13 protein-coding genes and 2 tRNA genes are annotated in these 17,657 nt (G+C 71.3%); 9 read left to right on the forward strand and 6 right to left on the reverse strand.

Features of this window, described 5'->3' with window-relative positions:
* The first annotated feature begins 121 nt into the window (after positions 1–121).
* Positions 122–991: an ABC transporter ATP-binding protein gene (locus tag IO40_RS0125175; RefSeq protein WP_016468981.1), complete on the forward strand. Its 870-nt coding sequence runs from the start codon at positions 122–124 to the stop codon at positions 989–991.
* The gene (locus tag IO40_RS0125180; RefSeq protein WP_031176192.1) at positions 988–3,606 is read left to right on the forward strand and encodes an ABC transporter permease; all 2,619 of its coding nucleotides are present in this window, start codon (positions 988–990) and stop codon (positions 3,604–3,606) included. The genes IO40_RS0125175 and IO40_RS0125180 overlap by 4 nt, the downstream gene beginning before the upstream one ends.
* 109 nt (positions 3,607–3,715) lie before the next feature.
* Here IO40_RS0125180 and IO40_RS0125185 read toward each other — a convergent pair whose 3' ends face one another.
* On the reverse strand, positions 3,716–4,954 hold the full coding sequence (locus IO40_RS0125185; protein ID WP_016468979.1) for an acyltransferase family protein: 1,239 nt from the start codon (positions 4,952–4,954) through the stop codon (positions 3,716–3,718).
* A gap of 572 nt (positions 4,955–5,526) precedes the next feature.
* Between IO40_RS0125185 and IO40_RS0125190 the strand changes: the two genes are divergently transcribed.
* The gene (locus IO40_RS0125190) at positions 5,527–5,721 is read left to right on the forward strand and encodes a hypothetical protein (RefSeq protein ID WP_016468978.1); all 195 of its coding nucleotides are present in this window, start codon (positions 5,527–5,529) and stop codon (positions 5,719–5,721) included.
* A gap of 294 nt (positions 5,722–6,015) precedes the next feature.
* Here the strand turns inward: IO40_RS0125190 and IO40_RS0125195 are convergent.
* Positions 6,016–6,086, reverse strand: a tRNA-Gly gene (locus IO40_RS0125195).
* A 57-nt stretch (positions 6,087–6,143) separates the two neighbouring features.
* Between IO40_RS0125195 and IO40_RS0125200 the strand changes: the two genes are divergently transcribed.
* The 5 genes from IO40_RS0125200 (at position 6,144) to clpX (ending at position 10,775) form a co-directional block, all read left to right on the forward strand.
* Positions 6,144–6,220, forward strand: a tRNA-Pro gene (locus IO40_RS0125200).
* A gap of 101 nt (positions 6,221–6,321) precedes the next feature.
* Positions 6,322–7,722 (forward strand): trigger factor, encoded by a 1,401-nt coding sequence (tig, locus tag IO40_RS0125205; protein WP_016468977.1) that lies wholly within the window; start codon positions 6,322–6,324, stop codon positions 7,720–7,722.
* 251 nt (positions 7,723–7,973) lie between these two features.
* Positions 7,974–8,579: an ATP-dependent Clp protease proteolytic subunit gene (locus IO40_RS0125210; RefSeq protein ID WP_030408487.1), complete on the forward strand. Its 606-nt coding sequence runs from the start codon at positions 7,974–7,976 to the stop codon at positions 8,577–8,579.
* 70 nt (positions 8,580–8,649) lie between these two features.
* The gene (locus IO40_RS0125215; RefSeq protein ID WP_016468975.1) at positions 8,650–9,309 is read left to right on the forward strand and encodes an ATP-dependent Clp protease proteolytic subunit; all 660 of its coding nucleotides are present in this window, start codon (positions 8,650–8,652) and stop codon (positions 9,307–9,309) included.
* 182 nt (positions 9,310–9,491) lie between these two features.
* Entirely contained in the window at positions 9,492–10,775 is a 1,284-nt protein-coding gene (gene clpX / locus IO40_RS0125220) for an ATP-dependent Clp protease ATP-binding subunit ClpX (RefSeq protein WP_016468974.1), read from the forward strand.
* A 158-nt stretch (positions 10,776–10,933) separates the two neighbouring features.
* Here the strand turns inward: clpX and IO40_RS0125225 are convergent, their stop codons facing one another.
* Both IO40_RS0125225 and IO40_RS0125230 read right to left on the reverse strand, forming a co-directional pair.
* Positions 10,934–11,929, reverse strand: coding sequence for a hypothetical protein (locus tag IO40_RS0125225; RefSeq protein ID WP_016468973.1), 996 nt, complete (start codon positions 11,927–11,929; stop codon positions 10,934–10,936).
* Between the two features lie 284 nt (positions 11,930–12,213).
* Positions 12,214–13,245, reverse strand: a complete 1,032-nt coding sequence (locus tag IO40_RS0125230; RefSeq protein WP_016468972.1) for a hypothetical protein — start codon at positions 13,243–13,245, stop codon at positions 12,214–12,216.
* A 132-nt stretch (positions 13,246–13,377) separates the two neighbouring features.
* Here IO40_RS0125230 and IO40_RS0125235 point away from each other — a divergent pair, with 132 nt between their 5' ends.
* Entirely contained in the window at positions 13,378–16,011 is a 2,634-nt protein-coding gene (locus IO40_RS0125235) for a valine--tRNA ligase (RefSeq protein ID WP_031025834.1), read from the forward strand.
* Between the two features lie 182 nt (positions 16,012–16,193).
* On the opposite strand, the gene IO40_RS0125240 is transcribed toward IO40_RS0125235, so the two are convergent.
* Together IO40_RS0125240 and IO40_RS0125245 are read right to left on the reverse strand one after the other, a co-directional pair.
* The gene (locus IO40_RS0125240) at positions 16,194–16,958 is read right to left on the reverse strand and encodes a glucose 1-dehydrogenase (protein ID WP_016468970.1); all 765 of its coding nucleotides are present in this window, start codon (positions 16,956–16,958) and stop codon (positions 16,194–16,196) included.
* A complete protein-coding gene (locus tag IO40_RS0125245; RefSeq protein WP_016468969.1) occupies positions 16,955–17,596 on the reverse strand; it encodes a TetR family transcriptional regulator in 642 nt (213 codons plus the stop codon). The genes IO40_RS0125240 and IO40_RS0125245 overlap by 4 nt, the downstream gene beginning before the upstream one ends.
* Positions 17,597–17,657: the final 61 nt, after the last annotated feature.

Genomic DNA, 17,657 nt, shown 5'->3' on the forward strand with positions numbered 1-17,657 from the left:
GGCCGGTCCCGGGGGCTGTCCCCACCCCGGGAACGGCGGCGAGCGGGATGGTCCCGCCACACCCCTGATCCGTACGTTCGGCATGTCCGAACAGACGAGAACACCAGGGACGGAGACCAGCATGCGCGACCGCACCCGGCGGCAGGGGACGCCGCCGTACGGACCCGGAGCGTACGGAGCGGCCGTCGAACTGCGCGGCGTGACCCGGCGCTACGGGCGCGGCGTGCACGCCCTGCGCGGTGTCGATCTGAGCCTGCCCTACGGCAGCTTCACCGCCGTCATGGGGCCCTCCGGCTCCGGGAAGTCCACCTTCCTCCAGTGCGCCGCCGGACTCGACCGCCCCACCAGCGGCACCGTCCGCCTCGGCGGCACCGACCTGGGGGCGCTGAACGAGAACAAGCTGACCGTCCTGCGCCGCACCCGCCTCGGCTTCGTCTTCCAGTCGTTCAACCTGCTGCCCTCGCTGACGGCCGAGCAGAACGTGCTGCTCCCGCTGCGGCTGGCCGGGCACCGCCCCGACCGGGCGCGGGCCGCCCGGTTCCTGGCCCAGGTCGGCCTCGGCGAGCACGCCGCACGCCGCCCCGACCAGCTCTCCGGCGGCCAGCAGCAGCGGGTGGCGCTCGCCCGCGCACTGGTCACCGCACCCGATGTGATCTTCGCCGACGAGCCCACGGGAGCACTGGACACCGGCACCGCCGCGCAGATCCTCACCCTGCTGCGCACCGCCGTGGACGCCCCGCCCGAACCGATGGGACCCCACGGCACGGGCGCGACGATCGTCATGGTCACCCACGACCCGACGGCCGCCGCCCACGCCGACCGCGTGCTCTTCCTCGCCGACGGCGCCATCGCCGGCACCCTGGACCGCGGCGACGAGCGGGACATCCCGCGGACGGCCGCCCGGATCGCGGACCGGATGGCCGCGCTCACGGGCCGGCCGCCCCGTCCCGTGCACCCGGCGCCGCACCCCGCCGAGGAGGCCGTGGCATGAACACCGCCCCCGGCCCGCGGCCCGGCGGCCGGCGACGGTTCGGGCCGCGGCTCGGCCCGCTGCTGCCCAACGGGCTGGCGCGGGCGGCCGTCCGCTTCAACCCCGTCTCCTTCGCCGGGACGTTCGTCGCCCTCACCCTCACCGCCCTGATCATCTCGGCCTGCGGTTTCCTCGCGGACACCGGAGCCCGCGCCCGTCCCGCCCCGCACCGCTACGCGGCTGCGCCCCTCGTGGTCACCGCCGACCAGCGCGCCCACCTGGTGACCGGCCGCGGCGAGGACCGCGAGGACAGCGCCGAGGACGTACCCGATCGCGCCCGGATCGCGGTCGGCCCCGCCACCGGGAAGGCCCAGCGGATCCCCGGCGTCTCCCGCGTCGTCCCCGACGCCACCGTCACCGTCCACGCCCGCCACCCCGCCGCCGCGCTCAGAGGCCACGGCTGGGGCGCCACCGCCTTCACCGGCGCCCGCCTGCACCAGGGCGCCCCGCCCCGCACGGACCACGACGTCGTGCTGACCGCCGCCACCGCCGCCGCCCACGGCGCGGGCCCCGGCGACACCGTGCGCCTGACCACAGCCGAGGGCGACCGCCCCTTCCACGTCACCGGCATCGTGGCGGACGGGGAGCGGGGACGGGACGACGCCGTCGCCTGGTTCACCGACGCCCGCGCCCGGGAACTGGCCGGCCACCCCGGCAAGGCCGACGCGCTCGCCGTACTGACCACACCCGGGGCCGACACCGAACAGGTGGCCTCGCGGCTGCGGGACGCCCTCGGCGACGGACCCGTCGTCCGCACCGGGCGCGACCGGGGCACCACCGAGGACAGCGGCCAGGAGACCGGCTACGGCAAGGAAGTGCTGGAGTCCCTCGGCTTCTCCTTCGGCGGTGTCGCCGCGCTGACCGCCGTCTTCACCGCTTCCGGCACCGTCGCCCTGGCCGTCTCCCAGCGCCGCCGCGAGTTCGCACTGCTGCGCGCCGTCGGTGCCACCCCGCGCCAGATCCGCCGCACCGTCGCCACCGAGACGCTGTTCGTCGCCCCGCTCGCCGGTGTCCTGGGCTGTCTGCCCGGGAGCGCCCTGGCCCGCTGGTGGTACGGGGCGCTGCGCGACCGCGACGCCGTGCCCGAGACCCTCCCCCTCCACTTGGGGGCCGGCCCCGCCGCCGTCGCCGTGGCCGTCACCGTGGGCACCGCCCTGCTCGCCGGGTGGCTGGCGGCCCGCCGCCCCGCCCGCATCCGGCCCGGCCAGGCCCTCTCGGAGGCCACCCGCGAACGTTTCCGGCCCGGCATCGTCCGGACCGTCCTGGGGGTGGGCGCCCTCGCCGGCGGGCTCGCCATGGCGCGGGTCGCCGCCGAGGAGGGCGGCGAGGACGCCGCGAACCTGGCGCTGGCCGTGGTGCTGCTGCTGATGACGGCGGTCGGACTGCTGGGCCAGTACGTGGCCAAGGCGTGCGCCGGACTGCTGGGGCTCGTCCTGCGCGCCGGATCGGCCGCCTCCCACCTGGCCGCCGCCAACACCTGGGCCAACGCCCGCCGGCTGGCCTCCGCGATCACCCCCGTGGTGCTGGCTTTCGCCTTCTGCTCGACGCTGGTCTTCCTCCAGACCAGCGAGGACAGGCAGACCTCCCGCCAGCAGACCGCCGGTCTGCGCGCCGACCACCTGATCGTCCCCGGCGGCGAGGCCGCCGGGCTGCCCCGCACGGTGGCCGGACGCGCGGCCGGCACCCCGGGCGTGGCCACCGCCGTCGCCGTACGGCGCGACACGGTGCTGGTCGAGATCCGCTCCGACGGCACCTTCCTGCAGACCGCCGAGGCGCAGGGCGTCGCCGCGGGCGGCACCGCGGGAGGGGCCGGGCGCGCCCTGGCCGCCGTCCAGGACCTCGACGTACGCGAGGGCTCGCTGGCCCGGCTGCGGAAGGGCACCGTCGCCGTCGACCGGCTGGTGGCCCGCGGCGCACGGGTGGGAGTGGGGGACCGGCTGGGCATGCGGCTGCCGGACGGCACGAAGGTGCGGCCCGAAGTGGTGGCCGTCTACGCCCGCGGCACCGGACTGTCCGCGGTCACCCTGCCCCGCACGGCCCTGGCCGGGCACGTGAGCGACCCGTACGACAGCCAGGTGCTGGTCCGCCGCGCACCCGGCGCCGACGCAGGAAGGGTGGCGCAGGCGCTCGGCGGGCTGGGCGGCGACGTCCTCGACAGGTCGTCCTGGACGGAGCTGGCCGACCGCGACCGCGCCGTCAACCGCTGGGGGAACCTCACCATGGCCCCGGTCCTGGCCGGCTTCGCCGCCGTCGCGGCGGCCAACACCCTGGTGATGACGGTCGCCGAACGCCGCCGTGAGTTGGCCGCGCTGCGCCTGGTGGGGGCGACCCGGCGGCAGGTGCTGCGGATGGTGCACTGGGAGTCGGCCCTGGTCGCGGTCTCCGCACTGGGTCTGGGCACCGCCATCGCCCTGGTCACCCTCTTCCCCATGATCGACGGCCTCTTCCAGGCGCCCCCGTACATCCCGCCGGGGCTGTACGCGGCGATGGCGGCCGGTGTGGCGGGCCTCACCCTGGCCGCCACCACGATTCCGGCCCGCCTCCTGCTGGCCCGGCAGGAGCGACGGCCCTCCTGAGCCGGGGCCCTGGGCAGGGGCCCTGGGCCGGGGCCCGCACATGAGACGGTCCCCTCCTCCCCGGGCGGGGCGGAGGGGACCGTCGTGGTGCGAGGGCGCGGAGGCGGGGCTACTGCTTCCGGTGGGAGACCGGCTGCCGTGCCGGCTCACCCCGCGAGGCCGTGGAGCCCGCGGGGTGCGAGGACTCCCGCTTGCGGGCCATGGCGCCGGGGTCCCGCTTGAAGAACCAGTCCATCTTCGGCTCGATGGCGAACCGGAACAGCCGCGTCACCCACGGGGTGCACAGCACCGTCATCATCACGGCCGCCAGCACGGTGATGGCCACCCGGCTGAGCGGATGGTCCACCCAGTCCATCTCGTACCAGTCGAACTGCCGCGAGCTTTGGATGAAGAAGATGTGCAGCAGGTACGCGTAGAGCGTGCCGGCACCCAGCGCCGTGAACCACATGTGGCGGCGCGGCACCCAGGACATGAAGCAGGCGGTCATCACCAGACCGCAGCCGAACAGCGCGAGGTACATCACGGCGCCCGCCCAGGAGGGCACGCCCATGTCGGCGGCGGCCTTGTCGTGCAGGAACCACGCCTTGGACATCCGGGGCACCGCCCAGTAGGCGAAGGCGACCGCGCACAGCGTCACCGGCACCGCCAGGTAGCGGGCCTCCTTCCGCTTGACCAGCTGGAAGTGGTGGGGACGCAGCTGGAGGCCGAGCACGAAGAAGGGCAGGAACTGGGCGACCCGCATCAGGTTGAGGTCGCCGCTGATCGAGGGCGTCACGCTGGCCGCCGCCCCGATCGCCAGCGCGACCGGCAGGGGCCAGCGCAGGTTCTTCCACAGCGGGGTCGTCAGCCGCCAGATGAACAGGGCGCACAGGAACCACAGGGCGAACCCGGGCTCCTGGAAGTGGAACTCGCGGTCGGGGTCGTCGTTGGCCCACCGCATGAAGAGGGTGTAGACGAACTGGATCGCCAGGTAGGGGACCACGACGCCGGTGATCAGGCGCTGCACCTGCTTGGGTTTGCCCTCGAAACTCCGGGACAGGTAGCCGGAGATGATGATGAACGCGGGCATGTGGAACGTGTAGAGGACGAAGTACAGCGCCTCGGCCGTACGGCTGTCCTCCCGCAGCGGATCCCATGCGTGGCCGATGCCGACCAGCACGATCGTCAGGTACTTCGCGTTGTCGAAGAACGGGTCCCGCTGCTTGGGTGCTGGTTTCTTGTGCCCCGCGGGGGGCTGCGCCTTCGCAGGCTGCTCCGTGGACGCCGGTGGCGTCTCGGAGGGGGACTCCTGGCGGACGGGGGGGAGCGGCGCCCGCTCATAACCAGCGTGCAACATCTGCCGCACCATAGCGCTTCGACGTGTGAGCCGTAAATTCTCGTACCCGCGCTTCTTCCCGCTCCGGCGCGCGCTAATTCCCCTTGTCGGGCACCGCGGCTGACGGTCAGTGGGAAAATGTTCGGTTTGCCGTGTGATGTCCCCCCTAAAGGGGGTGTATGCGGCCACCGTGCCGTCGAGGACTTGTCCGTTTTGATGGTGCTATGCGCCCGCCTGTGAGTGAGGCCACAATTCACAGGTCTGCACAAGGAATTCACTACGGGGGAGGGGTGCGGCACCGAGTGCCGAGACTAATGCACGTGGTGCACATATGCCGCGCAGGGTATTGATCAAGCCGAATTGATGGCCGAATTACGGGCGTACCCGGCGGCCGGTCCGGAATGCTCCCGAACGCCCCGACGTCCTGGTCCGGCACCTGGTGCCCGGACAAGGATTTACCCGATCATGGGACCGACGGATGGTCAGCCGACTCCTCTCCCTGCGCAGTTGGTGGCACGATGGGTGCGCGCTGTAGCGCAGGGGGGTGGGCCACGAGGCAGACCCCCGGGCCGGGTGAGGTTCCGACCATGAGGGTGTGAGCAGTTGTGGCCATCTCGCTGTCTGTAGTCGTGCTGTTGGCGGTCATCCTGGTGGTAATGATCCGCAGCAAGTCGATCAAGCCGGGGCCCGCCATCGTCGCCATACTCTTCGGCTTCTTCCTCGCCTCCTCGGGCATGGCGCCCTCGATCAACCGGTTCCTCAACTCGATCGCGAGCACGATCAACAACATCAGTCTCTGAGGCCGGCCCCGCTCGGGTGTCCGAGCGGGACGGCGCCCCGGAAAGCCCGGCACCAGGGCCGCCTGGCCGCCCGGCGGACCCCCGGTCTCCGCGGCCTGCCGCCGGCCGCGGGGTGCCACGGAGCGCTCCGGGGCGGTCCCGGTGTGTGTTCCCGTACCGTCCTGCGCCCTTCCCCTGCGGAGGAGGGCGGGGGGCGGTGCTGCCGCATCCAGAAGCCTGGTGACCTGCGGCGGGGCGAGGAGGAGAACGACGAAGGCCCGGCCCCGGGAAGGGGCCGGGCCTCCGTGCTGTGCGAGCGGGCGACGGGAATCGAACCCGCGTAGCTGGTTTGGAAGACCAGGGCTCTACCATTGAGCTACGCCCGCGTGGGCCGGATCGGCACGTGCCGCATCCTACGACATGTACTCTACGTGTCGCATCGACGGGGTGTGGCGCAGCTTGGTAGCGCGTCCGCTTTGGGAGCGGAAGGTCGTCGGTTCGAATCCGGCCACCCCGACCACGTACTATGAAAGACGCGCGTGCCTGTGTCGTGTCTGCATGCATACGGGGCGCAGCCAAGTACAGCAAGACCTCCAATGCCAGCCCCCAAGGAGACCGACCGTGAAGAGCGCCGTGGAGACTCTGAACCCGACCCGGGTTCGGCTCACTGTCGAGGTGCCCTTCGAGGAGCTCAAGGACAGCCTCGACGCGGCGTACAAGAAGATCAACCAGCAGGTCACCGTCCCCGGCTTCCGCAAGGGCAAGATCCCTGCGCGCCTGATCGACCAGCGCTTCGGTCGCGGTGCCGTGCTTGAGGAGGCCGTCAACGACGCGCTGCCCAAGCTCTACCAGTCCGCCGTCGAGGAGGGCGAGCTCAATGTGCTCGGCCAGCCCGAGGTGGACATCACCGAGCTGAAGGACAACGAGCTGCTGGCCTTCACCGCCGAGGTGGACGTCCGCCCCGAGATCGAGATCCCGGACTACTCGGGCATCGAGGTCGAGGTCGACGCCGTGGACGTCTCCGACGAGGACGTCGACAAGGCCGTCGAGCAGCTGCGGGAGCGCTTCGCCACCACGACGGCGGTCGAGCGCGCCGCCGCCGAGGGTGACGTCGTCAAGATCGACCTCGAAGCCCGTGTGGACGGCGAGGTCCTGGAGGACGGCGTCGCCAAGGGCGTGGACTACACCATCGGCTCCGGTGAGCTGCTGGACGGCATCGACGAGGCCGTCACCGGTCTGGAGGCCGGCGGTTCGGCCACCTTCACCTCCGAGCTCAAGGGCGGCTCGGCCGCCGGCAAGGAGGCGGAGGTCACCGTCACGGTGCAGTCCGTCTCCTCCCGCGAGCTGCCGGAGCTGGACGACGAGTTCGCCCAGCTGGCCAGCGAGTTCGACACGCTGGAGGAGCTCCGCGAGGACAGCCGCAAGCGGCTGGCCGACCAGAAGAAGTACGAGCAGGCCACCCAGGCCCAGGAGAAGGTCCTCGACGCCCTGCTGGAGCTGACCGAGGTCCCGATCCCGGAGAAGCTCCTCGCGGACGAGATCGAGAGCCGCAAGCACAACCTGGTCAACCACCAGCTCGCCCAGCTCGGGCTGGACCTGGCCGCGTACCTGAAGATGCAGGACAAGTCCGAGGAGGACTTCGACGCCGAGCTCAAGGAGCAGGCGGAGAAGGGCATCCGGACCCAGTTCGTCCTCGACGAGCTGGTCAGCAAGGAGAAGCTCAACGTCAGCCAGGAAGAGCTGACCGAGCACCTGATGCGCCGTGCCCAGTCCTCCGGGATGAGCCCGGACCAGTTCGCGCAGGCCGTCGTCGAGGGCGGCCAGGTGCCGGTCCTCGTCGGTGAGGTCGCCCGCGGCAAGGCCCTGGCCACCGTGGTCGAGGCCGTCACCGTCAAGGACACCAACGGCGAGGTCGTCGACATGAGCGACGACGAGGAAGCCGAGGAAGCCGAGGGCGAGGCCGCCGCCGACGCCGAGAAGCCGGCCGACAAGGCCGAGGGCGCCGAGAAGGCCGAGAGCTGACCCAGCGCCTGAGCCGACCCGTGGACGGGGGGCGCCGGGGCGCGTGAGAGCACGCCCCGGCGCCCCCCGTGCCCGTATCCGGGCCCCGGGCGCCCGGGGCGGTGGGGCACCTGCGCTCACAGCGAAATGCCCTCTGACCGGGATGGCTGCCGACGGGCGGCGCGTTAGGGTCCCCAGTAGACGAAGACCCCAGTGACGGCCAGCTTCGTGTGGCCGTCCGGACACGAGCAGGTGGACACGTGACGCTTCCGATGCCTTCCGCCGCCGGCGAGCCCAACTTCGGTGGTGGCCTCGGCGACCAGGTCTACAACCGGCTGCTCGACGAGCGCATCATTTTCCTCGGCCAGCCGGTGGACGACGACATCGCCAACAAGATCACCGCCCAGCTCCTTCTCCTTGCCGCCGACCCGGACAAGGACATCTACCTGTACATCAACAGCCCGGGCGGATCGGTCCAGGCCGGCATGGCGATCTACGACACCATGCAGTACATCAAGAACGACGTGGTCACCATCGCGATGGGACTCGCGGCGTCCATGGGCCAGTTCCTGCTGACCGCCGGCACCCGCGGCAAGCGCTTCGCGCTGCCCAACGCGGACATCCTCATCCACCAGCCGTCCGCCGGCCTGGCGGGTTCGGCCACGGACATCAAGATCCACGCCGAGCAGCTGCTGCGCACCAAGAAGCGGCTGGCCGAGCTGTCGGCCGCGCACAGCGGCCAGACCGTCGAGCAGTGGACCCGCGACGCGGACCGGGACCGCTGGTTCACCGCCGAGGAGGCCAAGGAGTACGGCCTCATCGACGAGGTCTACGGCAACGCCGCCCAGCTCCCGGGTGGCGGCGGAACGGGCGCGTGAGCCCCGCCACAGCGCCGCACGGCACCCGCCCCGACCGCAGCCACCCGATCGTCTCCAGGAGAACCTCCCGATGACCTCACTTCAGCCGGGCCCGAGGGCCGAGTTCACCGGCATCGCGCCCGAGTCCCGCTACGTCGTCCCCCGCTTCGTCGAGCGCACCTCGCAGGGCGTGCGCGAGTACGACCCGTACGCCAAGCTCTTCGAGGAGCGGGTGATCTTCCTCGGGGTGCAGATCGACGACGCGTCGGCCAACGACGTCATGGCGCAGCTGCTGTGCCTGGAGTCGATGGACCCGGACCGTGACATCTCGGTCTACATCAACTCCCCGGGCGGCTCCTTCACGGCGCTGACCGCGATCTACGACACGATGCAGTTCGTCAAGCCGGACATCCAGACGGTCTGCATGGGCCAGGCGGCCTCCGCCGCCGCCGTGCTGCTCGCCGCCGGCACCCCCGGCAAGCGGATGGCGCTGCCCAACGCCCGTATCCTCATCCACCAGCCCTACAGCGAGACGGGGCGGGGCCAGGTCTCCGACCTGGAGATCGCGGCCAACGAGATCCAGCGGATGCGCGACCAGCTGGAGGACATGCTGGCCAAGCACTCCACCAAGGACCGCGAGACCATCTCCAAGGACATCGAGCGGGACAAGATCCTCACCGCCGAGGAGTCCCTGGAGTACGGGCTGATCGACCAGATCGTCACGACCCGCAAGTCCTCCGTGGGAGTCTGACGGGCCCCGTCCAGGCGACCCGCGTCCCCTTGGAACGACGCCGAACGGCACGCCACGGCAAGGAAAGTGTCGGCCGGGTCGTTCCAAGGGGGGCCCATTCCGGCGGCCCGGCAAGGTACCGTCGGAGAGCACGTACCTCGGTCCGTCCACCCGACGGATCCCAGGCGAAGGGGAAGCTCCTCGTGGCACGCATCGGTGATGGCGGCGATCTGCTCAAGTGCTCGTTCTGCGGCAAGAGCCAGAAGCAGGTGAAGAAGCTCATCGCGGGTCCAGGTGTGTACATCTGCGACGAGTGCATCGACCTCTGCAACGAGATCATCGAGGAGGAGCTGGCCGAGTCCTCCGAGGTGCGCTGGGACGAGCTGCCCAAGCCCCGGGAGATCTACGAGTTCCTGGAGGGCTACGTCGTCGGCCAGGAGGCCGCGAAGAAGGCTCTCTCGGTGGCCGTCTACAACCACTACAAGCGGGTGCAGGCCGGTGAGAACGGCCAGGGACGGGACGACGGCATCGAGCTGTCGAAGTCCAACATCCTGCTGCTCGGCCCCACCGGTTCCGGCAAGACGCTGCTGGCGCAGACGCTCGCCCGGATGCTCAACGTCCCCTTCGCCATCGCCGACGCCACGGCGCTGACCGAGGCCGGGTACGTCGGTGAGGACGTCGAGAACATCCTGCTGAAACTGATCCAGGCGGCCGACTACGACGTCAAGAAGGCCGAGACCGGGATCATCTACATCGACGAGATCGACAAGGTCGCCCGCAAGAGCGAGAACCCGTCGATCACCCGGGACGTGAGCGGCGAGGGCGTCCAGCAGGCGCTGCTGAAGATCCTGGAGGGCACCACCGCCTCGGTGCCGCCGCAGGGCGGGCGCAAGCACCCGCACCAGGAGTTCATCCAGATCGACACCACGAACGTGCTGTTCATCGTGGGTGGTGCCTTCGCCGGGCTGGAGAAGATCATCGAGTCCCGGGCGGGTGCCAAGGGCATCGGCTTCGGCGCCACCATCCGCTCCAAGCGGGAGATCGAGGCGAGCAACCAGTTCGAGGAGGTCATGCCGGAGGACCTGGTGAAGTTCGGGATGATCCCGGAATTCATCGGCCGCCTCCCGGTCATCACCTCCGTGCACAACCTCGACCGTGAGGCGCTGCTCCAGATCCTGATGGAGCCCCGCAACGCGCTGGTCAAGCAGTACCAGCGGCTGTTCGAACTCGACGGCGTGGAGCTGGACTTCGACCGGCCCGCGCTGGAGGCCATCGCCGACCAGGCCATCCTGCGTGGCACCGGCGCCCGCGGGCTGCGCGCCATCATGGAGGAGGTCCTCCAGTCGGTGATGTACGAGGTGCCCTCCCGCAAGGACGTGGAGCGCGTGGTGATCACCGAGGACGTGGTGCACTCCAACGTGAATCCCACGCTCGTCCCGCGCGCCCGCGGCAACGGCGACCAGCAGCGGCACGAGAAGAGCGCCTGACCCGGCCGTTCCCGCCCCGCACGGGGCCGGCCGCCGGATGCGGGCCCCTGTGCTGTGCGGACCCGGTGCCACGACGAGAAGGGCCCGCCCCCAGGGGCGGGCCCTTCTCATGTCCGTGCGGCTTTTCGGCGCAGGGCCGGTTCACGCCTTCACACGGGTCAGGCCTTCACCCGGGCCTTGGCCCGCAGGTCGGCCGCGAACTTCGCGACCTCGTCGGTGGACAGGCTGTCACCGCTGCCCTTCATGGCCGCCGCCAGGTCCACGCCCAGGACGGTGCCCATCGTGCTGTGGTCGGCCCAGATGCAGATCGGGATGCTCATGTTGGTGGTGCCCTCGGTGACCTTCGCGGTGCGGCACTTCATCACTGCACCGTCCAGGCCCTCGGGCTCCACCGTCTCCGCGTCGCCCTCCCACTCGACCTTCTCGGACTCGCCGGCGTTGTCGCCGGTGTCCTTGGAGTTCTCGTCGGCCTTGGCGAAGGCGTTGTCCAGCGTGCCGGCCGGATCGTCGATGGTGCCGTAGACGCCGTTGAAGCTCATGGACTTACCCGTGGTGCCCACACCGTTGGTGTAACCGCCGGCCACCTTCTTGGCGTCCTTGACGCCCAGCTCCTCGGCCTTCTCCGAGTCGGTGGCGCCCACCGGCCCGCCGGAGCTGTTCATCCCCCCGGAGCTGGTCTTGTACTCGCCCACCTGGGAGGGGACGGTCAGCTTGTGCGGCCCGTCGTCGGCGACGTCGCTGTTGCCGCCCCCGCCGACGACACCGAACGCGAACAGCCCGCCGACGATGGCCCCCACCACGACCAGGGCGCCGACGACGATGCCGATGGTCTTGCCCTTGCCGCCCCCGCCCTGCGGCGGCTGCGGCGGCATCGGCATCCCCGGCATCCCCGGCTGGCCCGGGGGCATCCCGGGCTGGCCGGGCGGCATCCCGGGCTGGCCCGGCTGACCGTAGGGCATCCCGCCCTGCGGGGGCTGGCCCTGCTGCGGGAAGCCGTAACCGGGCTGCGGGGGCTGCCCCTGCTGCGGGTAGCCGTACCCCGGCTGGGGCTGGCCCGGAGCGCCACCGTAGGGTCCGGGCTGTCCTGGCTGCTGCGGCGGCTGCTGACCGTAGGGGTCCGGCTGGCCGTAGGGCCCTGGCTGCTGGTGACTCATGGTGGCGCTTCCCTCCCGTTGATGTGCATGACGCGCTCGCACATCTTGACGGATGCACGACGAGAAAACCCGGCCGCTGGCCGAATCGGGGCCCGGTGGGAACGCAATCGTGAAAAAGCCCCGGCGAGTTGTCCGGGTGCGCCCGGAAGGTCCTCGCGGGGGCGGGAGCGGGCACGGCGAGGGGCGCCCGGCGGTCTCCCGCCGGGCGCCCCTCGCCGAGCGTCTGTGTGCTCCGTGCGTCTCCGTGCCGCCGCCGCGCGAGCGGGCGGCGGCACGGCATCAGGTCACTTCAGCGGTACGCGGACGTCCTCGCGGACCTTGGCCGCCGTCTCACCGGCCTCGGCGACCGGTGTGTCCTTGCCGCTGATCACGTCGGCCGAGGCGACCGTCACCACGAAGCCGATGGTGCTGTGGTCGCCCCACATGCAGAACGGCATGGTGAAGCCCTTGATCCCGGAGGTGCTGCCGGGCGGTGCGGTGAACTTCACCTTCTGGCACTTCATCACCGCGTCGTCGCCCAGCCCGGACGGGTGCACTTCCTCCGGCTCGCCGTCCAGCTCCGCCTTGCCGCCGCCACCCGTGCTCGGGTCCTCCTTGGCCTCCTTGGCGACCATCAGCAGCGCCGCGTCGACGACCGCCTCCGGGTTCTGTATCTCCCCGTAGACGCCGCCGAAGTTGAGGTTCTTCGCGTCGACCCCGGTGCCGCTCTCGTAGGCGGCCGAGACGCTCTTGGGGTCCTTGACGCCGAACTGCTCGAACTTGCTCTTGTCGGACTCGCTGAACCCGCCCGTGGAGCTGTTCTCCGACCCGGGCTTCTTGTCGAACTCCGCGGCCACCGTCTCCGGCGTGATCAGCTTGTACCGCTTGCCGTCGTCGGCGACCGTCGAACCGCCCTTGCCGTCCTTGTCGTCGCCGCCGGTGAACAGGATCACACCGCCGACCACCGCGGCGACCACGACCAGGGCGCCGACGACGATGCCGATGGTCTTGCCCTTGCCGCCCCCGCTCTGCGGCGGCTGCGGCGGCATCGGCATCCCCGGCTGGCCGGGACCGCTCCCGTAGGGGCCGCCCGGCTGGCCCGGCATGCCGGGCTGCTGCTGGGGGAAGCCGTAGCCGGGGTTCGGCGGCTGGCCGGGCGGCTGCTGGGGCATGCCCGGCTGCTGCGGGTAGCCGTAACCGGGCTGACCGGGGGCGCCGCCGTACGGGTTGGGACCGCCGGGCTGCTGCGGCGGCTGCCCGTACGGACCCGGCTGCTGGCCGTACGGACCCGGCTGCCCTGGCTGCCCGCCGTACGGGCCGGGCTGGTTGTTGCTCATTGCGGCGCTTCCCCTCCGTGAACATCTTCGTCGAATGCGCTCCGCTCATAGTGACGGATGGCACCGACGGTTGCCGCACCGGTCCTCAAACCGATTCGAGCCCGGCAGGCGGGCGCCCGTACACTGGCGGTCGTGACCGACAACACTCAGCAGAGCCCGGAGGCGACCGGGCCGCACAGCACCGTTCCCGCAGATCTGCCGACCCAGTACGCGCCGGCCGAGGTAGAGGGGAAGCTGTACGAGCGCTGGGTGGAGCGAGGCTACTTCGAGGCGGACGCCAAGAGCGACAAGCCGCCGTACACCATCGTCATCCCGCCCCCGAACGTCACAGGATCTCTCCATCTCGGACACGCTTTCCAGCACACCCTCATGGACGCCCTCACCCGCCGCAAGCGGATGCAGGGCCACGAGGCGCTCTGGCTGCCGGGCATGGACCACGCGGGCATCGCCACGCAGAACAAGGTCGAACAGCAGCTCGCCGAGGAGGGCAAGTCCCGCCAGGACCTGGGCCGCGAGGAGTTCGTCGAGCGCGTGTGGCGGTGGAAGGAGGAGTACGGCGGCAAGATCCTCGGCCAGATGCGGCGCCTGGGCGACGGCGTCGACTGGTCCCGTGAGCGCTTCACGATGGACGAGGGCCTCTCGCGGGCCGTCCAGACCGTCTTCAAGAAGATGTACGACGACGGTCTCATCTACCGCGCCGAGCGGATCATCAACTGGTGCCCGCGCTGTCTGACGGCCATCTCCGACATCGAGGTGGAGTACCAGGAGGACGACGGCGAGCTGGTCCAGCTCAAGTACGGCGAGGGCGAGGACACCGTCGTGGTGGCCACCACCCGCGCCGAGACGATGCTGGGCGACACCGCGGTCGCCGTCCACCCCGACGACGAGCGGTACAAGCACCTGATCGGCAAGCAGATCAAGCTGCCGCTGACCGACCGCACCATTCCCGTCGTCGCCGACAGCCACGTCGACCCGGAGTTCGGCACCGGTCAGGTCAAGGTCACGCCGGCCCACGACCCCAACGACTTCGAGATCGGCCGCCGCCACGACCTGCCGATGCTCACGGTCATGGACGAGCGCGGCGTGATCACCGCGCACGGCCCGTTCCAGGGCCTGGACCGCTTCGAGGCCCGCTCGGCCATCGTGGCCGCGCTGCGCGAGCAGGGCCGGGTCCTGGAGGAGAAGCGCCCCTACGTCCACAGCGTCGGCCACTGCTCCCGCTGCAAGACGACGATCGAGCCGCGGCTGTCGATGCAGTGGTGGGTCAAGGTCGCGCCGCTGGCCAAGGCCGCCGGGGACGCCGTCCGTGACGGGCGCACCCGCATCCACCCCGCCGAGATGTCCTCCCGGTACTTCGACTGGGTCGACAACATGCACGACTGGACGATCTCCCGCCAGCTGTGGTGGGGGCACCGCATCCCGGTCTGGTACGGACCCGGGGGCGAGGTCGTCTGCGTCGGCCCGGACGAGGAGCCGCCCGCCGGCGAGGGCTGGCACCAGGACACGGACGTCCTGGACACCTGGTTCTCCTCCGGTCTGTGGCCCTTCTCCACGCTCGGCTGGCCGGACCGCACCCCGGACCTGGAGCGGTTCTACGCCACCGACGTCCTGGTCACCGGCTACGACATCATCTTCTTCTGGGTCGCCCGGATGATGATGTTCGGCATGTACGTGATGGAGGAGCCGCCCTTCCACACCGTGGCGCTCACCGGTCTGGTCCGGGACGAGCACGGCAAGAAGATGTCCAAGTCCTTCGGCAACGTCGTCGACCCGCTGGACTGGATGGACGCCTACGGCTCCGACGCGCTGCGCTTCACCCTGGCCTCCGGCGCCAACCCCGGCACCGATGTGCCGATCGGCGAGGACTGGGTCAAGGCGTCCCGGAACTTCGCCAACAAGATCTGGAACGCCACCCGGTTCGCGCTGATGAACGGCGCCACGGTGGAGGGGCCGCTGCCCGACGCGGCGGAGATGTCGGCCACCGACCGGTGGATCCTCTCCCGGCTCAACGAGGTCGTGGCGGAGGTCGACGGCTACTACGACGACTACCAGTTCGCCAAGCTCTCCGACGCGCTGCGCCACTTCGCGTGGGACGAGGTCTTCGACTGGTACGTGGAGCTGTCCAAGACCACCTTCGCGGCGGGCGGCCGGCCCGCCGAGGTCACCCGCCGGGTCCTGGGTGAGGTGCTGGACGTCACGCTGCGGCTGCTGCACCCGGTCGTCCCCTTCGTCACCGAGGAGCTGTGGACGACGCTGACCGGCGGCGAGTCCGTCGTGGTCGCCGACTGGCCGAAGGACTCCGGGTTCCGGGACGCCGAGGCCGAGCGGGAGATCGCCACCGTCCAGCAGGCGGTCACCGAGGTGCGGCGCTTCCGTGCCGACCAGGGCCTCCAGCCGGGCCAGAAGGTGCCCGCCGAGCTCGACCTGGCCGGCACCCCGCTGGCGGACCACGAGGACGCCATCCGGCAGCTGCTGCGGCTCCAGCCCGCGGGTGAGGGCTTCCAGGCCACCGCGTCGCTGCCCGTCGCGGGTGCCACGGTCAGCCTCGACCTGTCCGGCGCCATCGACGTGGAGGCCGAACGCAAGCGGCTGGGCAAGGATCTGGCGGCGGCGGAGAAGGAGTTGGCGCAGACGGGCGCCAAGCTGTCCAACGAGGCGTTCCTCGCCAAGGCGCCGGACCACGTGGTGGACAAGATCCGGGGCCGCAAGGCGGCGGCGGAGGCCGACATCGCGCGGCTGAAGCAGCAGTTGGAGCGGCTGGGCTGAGCATCGCCGCGCCCTTCGGCGAGTGAGCCGAAGGGCGCGCGCGGAACCACAGCACACGAGCGGCGGTGCCGGACCGGTGGAAACCGGGCCCGGCACCGCCGCTCGCGTCGGGCGGGGTGCCCGCCTCCGCCGCGGCCGGAAGGGGTAGGGGGCCGCGGCGGTGGATCAGCCGTCCTGGTGGATCACTGGCCCATGACGTACTTGACGGTCGGGCCGGTGGTCCAGCCGCCGTCGACGGCCAGTTCGGCGCCGGTGATGTAGGAGGCGGCGTCGGAGAGCAGGAAGCAGATCGCGGAGGCGATCTCGTGCGGCTCGCCCACCCGGGCCATCGGGGTGTTGGGGTAGTTGCCCTCGCCCTGCTGGATGCCGACCTCGGCCGTCATCGGGGTGTAGGTCATGCCCGGGTGCACGGAGTTGAGCCGGATGCGGTCGGTGCCCAGTTCCACGGCGCCGATCTTGGTGAGGCCGCGCACACCCCACTTGGAGGCGCCGTAACCGGCGGTCAGGGCCAGGCCCATCAGCCCGGCCGCGGAGGAGATGTTGACGATCGAGCCGCCGCCGGCCTGCCGCATCGCCGGGACGGCGGTCTTGATGCCGATGAAGACGCCCGTCAGGTTGACGTCGAGCACCTTGCGGAAGAAGTCGGTGGAGACGGACTCCAGCGGGGCGCCGGTGGAGATGCCGGCGTTGTTGACGAGGCCGTCGAGCGAGCCGAACTCGGCGACGGTGTAGTCGGCGACGCGCTGCCACTCCTCGTCGCTGGTCACGTCGTGGCGGACGAAGCGGGCGGCCTCGCCCAGCCCGGCCGCGGTGGCCTTGCCCTCCTCCTCCAGGACGTCGGTGAGCACGACACGGGCGCCGGCGGCGACGGCCTGCCGGGCCGTCTCGGCGCCGATGCCGCGGGCGGCGCCGGTGATGAGGATGGTCTTGCCGTTGAGATCGTTCATGTCGTGCTCCAGGGGGATTCACTCAGGGATGCGATGCAGCGCGCGGCGAGCGCCGCGGGGCCCTCGGGCCCGGCGGCCGGTGCGTCACCGGCCGCCCACGTCTCGACGGCCACCCGGACCGCCGTCGCCGCCGTGCCGGCCGCCAGCCGCACCGGGAGGGACCCGGCGCGTTCGGGGGCGCCCTCCCGCTCGGCGAGCACGGCCGCCAGAGCCGTCTCGGACGCGTGGTAGGCGTCCATCCACACCGAGCGCAGCGCCGGGCTGCTGTGGGCCAGCCGCAGCAGGGCCCGTACCCACTCCAGCGACTCCGCGTTGGCGGGGTCGTCGGTGCTGAGCGCTTCCCGGGTGCCGTGCGCGAGGGCCTCGGCGAGGGGGAGGCGGGCGGGTGCCGCGCGGGTGGCGTCCACCCACTGCCGGGCCCCCGCCTCGAACAGCGGTGCGACGGCCTCTTCCTTGGTGGGGAAGTAGCGGTAGAAGGTCCGCGGCGCGACGCCCGCCTCGCGGGCGATGTCCTCGGCACGGGTCTCCCGGACGCCGTGTTCGACGAAGAGCGCGGCGGCCGTGCGGGCGATGTCCGTGCGCGTCTCGGCCTTGCGCCGCTCGGTGAGCGGGGTGGCGGGGGTACGGGCGACCGGCATGACAGCAGATTATGCCTGCATGGCACAATCTGCCACCGCGGGGGAGTTGAACGATCGTACG

Source organism: Streptomyces albus subsp. albus (genome assembly GCF_000725885.1).
Lineage (GTDB): Bacteria > Actinomycetota > Actinomycetes > Streptomycetales > Streptomycetaceae > Streptomyces > Streptomyces albus.